This is a genomic window from Blautia sp. HCP3S3_D9 (genome assembly GCF_052063845.1).
Lineage (GTDB): Bacteria > Bacillota > Clostridia > Lachnospirales > Lachnospiraceae > Blautia_A.
In genome coordinates, this window is the sequence record NZ_JBQHWS010000015.1 from 43242 (window position 1) to 49325 (window position 6084).

The 6084-nt window shown below is 42.9% G+C and carries 7 protein-coding genes and 2 tRNA genes; 8 read left to right on the forward strand and 1 reads right to left on the reverse strand.

Annotation, left to right across the window (positions count from 1 at the left end; all coding sequences use genetic code 11):
* Positions 1-32: 32 nt before the first annotated feature.
* The gene (locus ACTNES_RS05390; protein WP_216460764.1) at positions 33-551 is read right to left on the reverse strand and encodes a peptidylprolyl isomerase; all 519 of its coding nucleotides are present in this window, start codon (positions 549-551) and stop codon (positions 33-35) included.
* 93 nt (positions 552-644) lie between these two features.
* Here ACTNES_RS05390 and tsaE point away from each other — a divergent pair, with 93 nt between their 5' ends.
* The 8 genes from tsaE (at position 645) to ACTNES_RS05430 (ending at position 5841) form a co-directional block, all read left to right on the forward strand.
* Entirely contained in the window at positions 645-1079 is a 435-nt protein-coding gene (gene tsaE, locus ACTNES_RS05395; RefSeq protein WP_216460763.1) for a tRNA (adenosine(37)-N6)-threonylcarbamoyltransferase complex ATPase subunit type 1 TsaE, read from the forward strand.
* Between the two features lie 128 nt (positions 1080-1207).
* Positions 1208-1936, forward strand: a complete 729-nt coding sequence (gene tsaB / locus ACTNES_RS05400) for a tRNA (adenosine(37)-N6)-threonylcarbamoyltransferase complex dimerization subunit type 1 TsaB (RefSeq protein WP_291807581.1) — start codon at positions 1208-1210, stop codon at positions 1934-1936.
* Positions 1933-2370 carry a ribosomal protein S18-alanine N-acetyltransferase gene (gene rimI / locus ACTNES_RS05405; protein WP_291818100.1) on the forward strand — a complete coding sequence of 146 codons (438 nt, stop codon included), beginning with the start codon at positions 1933-1935 and terminating at the stop codon, positions 2368-2370. Before tsaB ends, rimI begins: the two co-directional genes overlap by 4 nt.
* Positions 2371-2531: 161 nt before the next feature.
* Positions 2532-3443, forward strand: a complete 912-nt coding sequence (locus ACTNES_RS05410; protein ID WP_216460761.1) for a ribonuclease Z — start codon at positions 2532-2534, stop codon at positions 3441-3443.
* 120 nt (positions 3444-3563) lie between these two features.
* The gene (tsaD, locus tag ACTNES_RS05415) at positions 3564-4583 is read left to right on the forward strand and encodes a tRNA (adenosine(37)-N6)-threonylcarbamoyltransferase complex transferase subunit TsaD (RefSeq protein WP_216460760.1); all 1020 of its coding nucleotides are present in this window, start codon (positions 3564-3566) and stop codon (positions 4581-4583) included.
* Position 4584: 1 nt separating this feature from the next.
* Positions 4585-5277, forward strand: a complete 693-nt coding sequence (gene ispD, locus ACTNES_RS05420) for a 2-C-methyl-D-erythritol 4-phosphate cytidylyltransferase (protein WP_300334712.1) — start codon at positions 4585-4587, stop codon at positions 5275-5277.
* 216 nt (positions 5278-5493) lie between these two features.
* Positions 5494-5579, forward strand: a tRNA-Ser gene (locus ACTNES_RS05425).
* A 172-nt stretch (positions 5580-5751) separates the two neighbouring features.
* Positions 5752-5841, forward strand: a tRNA-Ser gene (locus ACTNES_RS05430).
* The last annotated feature ends 243 nt before the right edge of the window (positions 5842-6084 follow it).

Here is a 6084-nt window from a genome sequence, read left to right on the forward strand (position 1 = left end):
TTACAGATATACCTATTAATTGTCTGAGCTGATCAGCATTTCTCCGGTTCCGGATAATCAACACCGAAAGTATCGACTGTCATGGATTTGATCTTCTGCTCATCAAGCGGACGGTCACTGTAATCAGTATCTTCTTCTGCGATACGGTTTACAACGTCCATACCTTCTGTGATCTTACCGAATGCAGCATAAGCACCGTCAAGATGTGGAGCGTCTTTATGCATGATAAAGAACTGGCTTCCTGCTGAGTTTGGATGCATAGCACGTGCCATGGAAAGAACACCTGCTGTGTGCTTCAGATCATTCTTAAATCTGTTCTGAGTAAATTCACCCTTAATGCTGTATCCCGGGCCGCCCATACCGGTTCCGTCCGGGCATCCGCCCTGGATCATAAATCCGTTGATAACACGGTGGAAGATCAGTCCGTCATAGAAGCCTTTCTTTACGAGACTGATAAAGTTGTTAACTGTATTCGGTGCGATCTCAGGATATAATTCTGCCTTCATCACATCGCCATTGTCCATGGTAATTGTAACTACTGGATTTGCCATAGTTTCAAGTCTCCTTTTCAAAAAGTATTGTATTTCCCTGTTCGCTCTATTATAATATGCAAAGAACAATTCTGCAAGAAAAAGGTGGAAAAGATGATTATAGAGACAAGAACACCACAGGAAACATTTGATGTGGGAAAGAAGATCGGAGAGAATGCAAAACCGGGTCAGATCTACACTCTGACAGGTGATCTGGGAGTTGGAAAAACTGTATTTACCCAGGGGGTTGCGGCAGGACTTGGAATTACAGAGCCTATCTGCAGTCCGACATTCACGATCATTCAAGAATATGAGAGCGGACGTCTTCCATTATATCATTTCGATGTTTACCGTATCGGTGATATTGAAGAGATGGAAGAGATCGGATATGATGACTATTTCTTCGGACAGGGAATCTGTCTAATCGAATGGGCGAATCTGATCGAAGAGATTCTTCCGGAAAATCTGATCAAAGTAACTATAGAGAAAGATCTGGAAAAAGGTTTTGATTACAGAAGGATCACGGTAACCGGTCTGGAAGAAGCCTGATCCGAGGAAAATGAAAGCACAGCATCTGTACAAAGTAAAAATACAGACAGCAGTGCAGAATGCAGCCTGAAAACAAAAGGCTATAGTTTAGAAGATTGTTATTGTAGAAAGACAGTCAGGAGGTAGAAATGAAAATTTTAGCTTTGGACAGCTCAGGGATCGTAGCATCTGTAGCAGTTGTGGAGGATGATACACTACTGGCTGAATATACTGTAAATTATAAGAAAACACATTCTCAGACTTTGCTTCCGATGCTGGATGAGATTGTGAAGATGACAGAACTGGATCTGGAATCCATAGATGCCATCGCAGTGGCAGCAGGTCCGGGATCTTTTACAGGACTCCGTATCGGTTCAGCAACTGCGAAAGGACTGGGACTTGCCCTGAAGAAACCACTGGTAGCAGTACCGACAGTAGATGCACTGGCATATAATCTTTATGATGCACAGGGAGTAATCTGCCCGATCATGGATGCCAGAAGAAAACAGGTGTACACAGGAATCTACAGATTTGAGGAACATCAGTTTGTAACATTGAAGGAACAGTGGGCAGCACCGATCGAGGAACTGCTGGAAGAACTGAACCACAGAGGCGAGATGGTTACGTTTTTAGGAGATGGCGTACCTGTATTTCGCGACCTGATCGCAGAGAAACTGCAGGTGCCATATTCCTTTGCACCGGCGCATGTAAATAAACAGAGAGCTGCAGCAGTAGCTGCTCTTGGAAGCATTTATTATAAAGAAGGACGCACAGAGACTGCTATGGAACATGTTCCTGAGTATCTCCGTGTATCTCAGGCAGAACGTGAACGTGCAGAGAGAGAGAAAGTACAGAAACAGGCGGGTGCAGAGATATGATCCTGAGGGAAATGCTTGTAGATGACCTGGATCAGGTGATGGAGATCGAGCAGGATCTTTTTCATGTGCCATGGACAAAAGAGGGATTCTTTACTTTCCTGACAAGGGATGATGCCATGTTTCTGGTAGTAGAAGAGAAAGAAAAAATTCTGGGTTACTGTGGTCTTTTAATGGTTCTGGATGAGGGAGATATCACGAATGTGGCGGTGCGCAGAGACCGGCAGAGAGAAGGAATCGGTGCTTTTCTGATGCAGAGTCTGATCCGTCTTGCGACAGAACAGGATGTTACAACCATCCATCTGGAAGTCCGCGTAGGAAATGAGACTGCAATCCGTCTCTATGAACGTATGGGATTTACCAGAGACGGGATCCGTAAGGCATATTACAGTGATCCTGTAGAGGACGCATTACTTATGACACGTCATCCTCAATAGATGTTTAACAGGTTCAAAGATCCTGTTATAAAGACAGGATCTTTGAACTTTTAGTTTTAGTATCTGAAAAATTAAAAATCGTAGCAGAAAGAATCAGCTGTCAGAAATATAATGACTGAAAAAGCAGCAGACAGCTGGAAAACAGAGGAAATATATAATATATGTTAGATGTATGTTTAGTTGGAACCGGAGGAATGATGCCTTTGCCGCGCAGGTGGCTGACTGCACTTATGACAAGGTATAACGGAAGCAGTCTGCTTATTGACTGTGGTGAAGGTACTCAGGTAGCAATCAAAGAAAAAGGATGGAGTTTTAAACCTATTGATGTGATCTGTTTTACTCATTATCATGGCGATCACATCAGCGGACTTCCGGGACTTCTTCTTACTATGGGAAATGCCGACCGTACAGAGCCGTTGACTCTTATAGGACCAAAAGGTCTGGAAAGAGTAGTTAATGCGCTCCGCGTGATCGCACCGGAACTTCCATTTGAAATTAAATTTATTGAAATCACACAGCCTGAGCAGGTCATTGAATTAAATGGCTATCGGATCACGGCTTTTAAAGTAAACCATAATGTACTTTGCTATGGCTATACCCTTGAGATCCTGCGTCAGGGAAAATTCTCAGCAGAGAGAGCGAAAGAGCAGGAAATCCCGTTGAAATACTGGAATCCTCTTCAGAAAGGGCAGACCATCGAAGCAGACGGCATTACCTATACACCGGAGATGGTACTTGGCCCTGCAAGAAAGGGAATCAAACTTACTTATACAACAGATACCAGACCGACAGAGTCTATTCTGCGCAACGCAAAGGATTCAGACCTGTTTATCTGCGAAGGAATGTACGGAGAAGATGATAAAGCAGACAAAGCACGCGGATACAAGCATATGACGTTCCGTGAGGCAGCAGTTCTGGCCCGTGATGCACAGGTACAGGAAATGTGGCTGACACATTACAGTCCATCTCTGGTCAGACCGGATGAATTTATGGATAAAGTCCGCGAGATTTTTCCAAATGCATATCCGGGAAAAGATGGCAAGAGTGTTGAATTAAATTTTGAAGAAGAATAAGATGATATTGGAGGTCAGATCTATTGAAACCGAGATTTTTTTGGCTCAGTTTACATTTTTCGGACCTGCGATTTCAGGAGACCAAATCAAAGATAGTGCAGATATTATGAGGAATAAAAAATGAAAGATACATTAATTCTCGCAATTGAGAGTTCCTGTGATGAGACCGCAGCTTCAGTTGTCAAAAACGGCAGAACTATTCTGTCAAATGTGATCTCCTCACAGATCGCTCTCCATACTTTATACGGCGGAGTAGTTCCGGAAATTGCTTCCCGTAAACATATTGAAAAGATCAATCAGGTAATTGAGCAGGCTCTGTCAGATGCAGGAGTAACTCTCGATGATCTGGATGCAATTGGTGTCACCTACGGTCCGGGACTGGTAGGTGCACTTCTGGTGGGCGTGGCAGAAGCAAAAGCAATCGCTTATGCAAAGAAACTTCCATTGGTAGGAGTTCATCATATTGAAGGACACGTGTCTGCAAATTATATTGAACATCCGGATCTGGAACCGCCATTTCTCTGTCTGATCGTATCAGGCGGACATACACACCTTGTAATTGTCAAGGATTATGGCGAATTTGAAATTCTGGGACGTACCCGTGATGATGCTGCAGGAGAAGCTTTTGATAAAGTTGCAAGAGCAATCGGTCTGGGCTATCCGGGAGGACCAAAGGTTGATAAACTTTCAAAAGAGGGAAATCCGGATGCAATCGAATTTCCTAAGGCCAAGATTGGGGACTGCCCATATGATTTCAGCTTCAGCGGTGTGAAATCTGCGGTATTAAATTATATTAATCATGCCCAGATGACAGGAGAAGAAGTTAACAGAGCTGATCTGGCTGCATCTTTCCAGAAAGCAGTTGTTGATGTATTGGTGGAACATACGATGCTTGCTGCAAAAGATTATGGAATGAACAAGATTGCAATCGCAGGTGGAGTGGCTTCCAATGGAACATTAAGAGCAGCGATGGAAGAAGCTTGTAAGAAAAATAACTACAGCTTCTACCGTCCGTCACCGATTTTCTGTACAGATAATGCAGCGATGATCGGCGTAGCGGCTTATTATGAATATATCAAAGGTACACGCCATGGATGGGACCTGAATGCTGTACCGAATCTTAAACTGGGAGAACGCTAGAATGGCGGGGAAAAATACAGCCATTGTTCTGGCAGCAGGACAGGGAAAAAGAATGCACAGCAAAATACAGAAACAGTTTCTGGAGATACAGGGCTACCCGGTCTTGTATTATTCCCTGCGCTGTTTTCAGGAGAGTCCGCTGATCCGGGATATCATTCTTGTAACAGGTGAGGAGTCCGTATCCTACTGTAAAGAAGAAATCGTACAGAAATATGGATTTACAAAAGTGTCAGCAGTAATTCCGGGTGGAAAAGAACGCTACGACTCTGTCTATGCAGGACTCTGTGAGTGCAGAGACTGTGAGTATGTATTGATCCATGACGGTGCGAGACCTTTTATAACAGAAGAAATCATTGAACGTGGCCTGCAGAAAGTGAAAGAAACAGGTGCATGTGTGATCGGCATGCCGTCCAAAGACACGGTTAAACTTTCTGATGCCGAAGGATATGTAAAAGAAACGCCAGACAGAAAATGCGTATGGACCATTCAAACTCCGCAGATCTTTTCTTATTCACTGATCCGTGGGGCACATGACAGTATTCGTCGGAAAGATATGAGTAAGATCACAGATGATGCTATGGTGGTAGAGCAGGAGACAGGAGTAAAGGTTGCTCTGGCAAAAGGTTCTTATCAGAACATTAAGATCACCACACCGGAAGATCTGGATATTGCGGAAGCATTTTTGAAACATTAATGTGTCGGCAAGAAGATTTTTTGATAAAATCACAGGGTTTTCAAAAAAACTGGATCCCTGCAAATGCCGTATTTATGCGGATTTTGCAGGGAAAAACAGAAACTGGAAATAAAAAATGAAAAAAATGTAAAAAAGTTATTGACAGGTGAATACTTTAGTGCTAGAATATCACTTGCGTCGGCGGTGAGAACACAATGAACGCAAACAACAACATATGGAGAGATATCGAAGTGGTCATAACGAGGCGGTCTTGAAAACCGTTTGTCCGCAAGGGCGCGTGGGTTCGAATCCCACTCTCTCCGCTCGTCAGGTTGCTGAAAAAAAGTTTTTGAAAAAACTAAAAAAGTACTTGACAAACAAATAGAAAGTGCGATATAATGCACGAGGTTCTTCGGTGAAGAACTTAAAAACTGGATAAAGAGCATGAGAATGCGAAAAGAGTTATTTTGAAAAATAACGAATCTAGGACAATTTGGAGAAGTACCCAAGCTGGCCGAAGGGGCTCCCCTGGAAAGGGAGTAGGTCGTTAATAGCGGCGCGAGGGTTCAAATCCCTCCTTCTCCGTTTCTTTCAAAAAAGAAAGAAAAAGTTCTTGACAGAACGAAAGAGTTGTGATAAACTCGAAAAGATGTTGAAAAGAACAAAATGTTGAAAATAAAGTTTGAAAAAACTTAAAAAAGTTCTTGACAAACTAAAAACAACATGATAGAATAGCAAAGCTGTCGCAAGACAGACAACCTTGATAACTAAACAGTGAAACACATACGATTCTCGAAAATTCTTTACATTTTTAAGAACGGTTGAATA

Bases quoted from the DNA above. Each gene is read 5' to 3' on its own strand.
- tsaE (WP_216460763.1), top strand. From the start codon at position 645: ATGATTATAGAGACAAGAACACCACAGGAAACATTTGATGTGGGAAAG.
- ispD (WP_300334712.1), top strand. From the start codon at position 4,585: ATGGCGGGGAAAAATACAGCCATTGTTCTGGCAGCAGGACAGGGAAAA.
- tsaB (WP_291807581.1), top strand. From the start codon at position 1,208: ATGAAAATTTTAGCTTTGGACAGCTCAGGGATCGTAGCATCTGTAGCA.
- ACTNES_RS05390 (WP_216460764.1), bottom strand. From the start codon at position 551: ATGGCAAATCCAGTAGTTACAATTACCATGGACAATGGCGATGTGATG.
- ACTNES_RS05410 (WP_216460761.1), top strand. From the start codon at position 2,532: ATGTTAGATGTATGTTTAGTTGGAACCGGAGGAATGATGCCTTTGCCG.
- tsaD (WP_216460760.1), top strand. From the start codon at position 3,564: ATGAAAGATACATTAATTCTCGCAATTGAGAGTTCCTGTGATGAGACC.
- rimI (WP_291818100.1), top strand. From the start codon at position 1,933: ATGATCCTGAGGGAAATGCTTGTAGATGACCTGGATCAGGTGATGGAG.